1 pseudogene is annotated in these 451 nt (G+C 43.2%); it reads right to left on the minus strand.

The features are described from left to right. Nucleotides 1-451: pseudogene (locus HC176_RS16480) on the minus strand (adenosylcobalamin-dependent ribonucleoside-diphosphate reductase); the annotation flags it as partial.

A 451-nucleotide genomic window follows, 5' to 3' on the forward strand; every position in this document is an offset into this window, starting at 1 on the left:
TTATCAACCACTTCAAGAGCTTCATCTGTATCGAATTTCACTCCAAGAGCAGCAACAGCATCGGCAAGAGCGGTAAAGCCAAGGCCGGTACGTCTTCCATTTTTACCATTTTCGGCAAGTAATTTCCAGGTGTCGATCTCGTTCTTCTTAATGAAATCGGGCTCCTCATCCTGACTGATCTTTGCAAGGATCTTTTCTACTGCTTCCAGTTCAAGATCAACAAGATCATCCATTAACCGCTGAGTTTCATAGATCACTTTGTAGAACTTCTCATGGTTGAAAGAAGCATTTTCGGTAAAGGGATTATCAACAAAATTGTAAAGGTTCACTGCGATTAAGCGGCAGGAATCTCCACCCTGCATCGCAATCTCTGAACAGGGGTTTGTTGAGCTGTTCTTGAACCCGGGATAGAACGATGAAGTTGAATAGGTATGCTGCTTGTCCCAAAAGA

Source organism: Tamlana crocina (assembly GCF_012037625.1).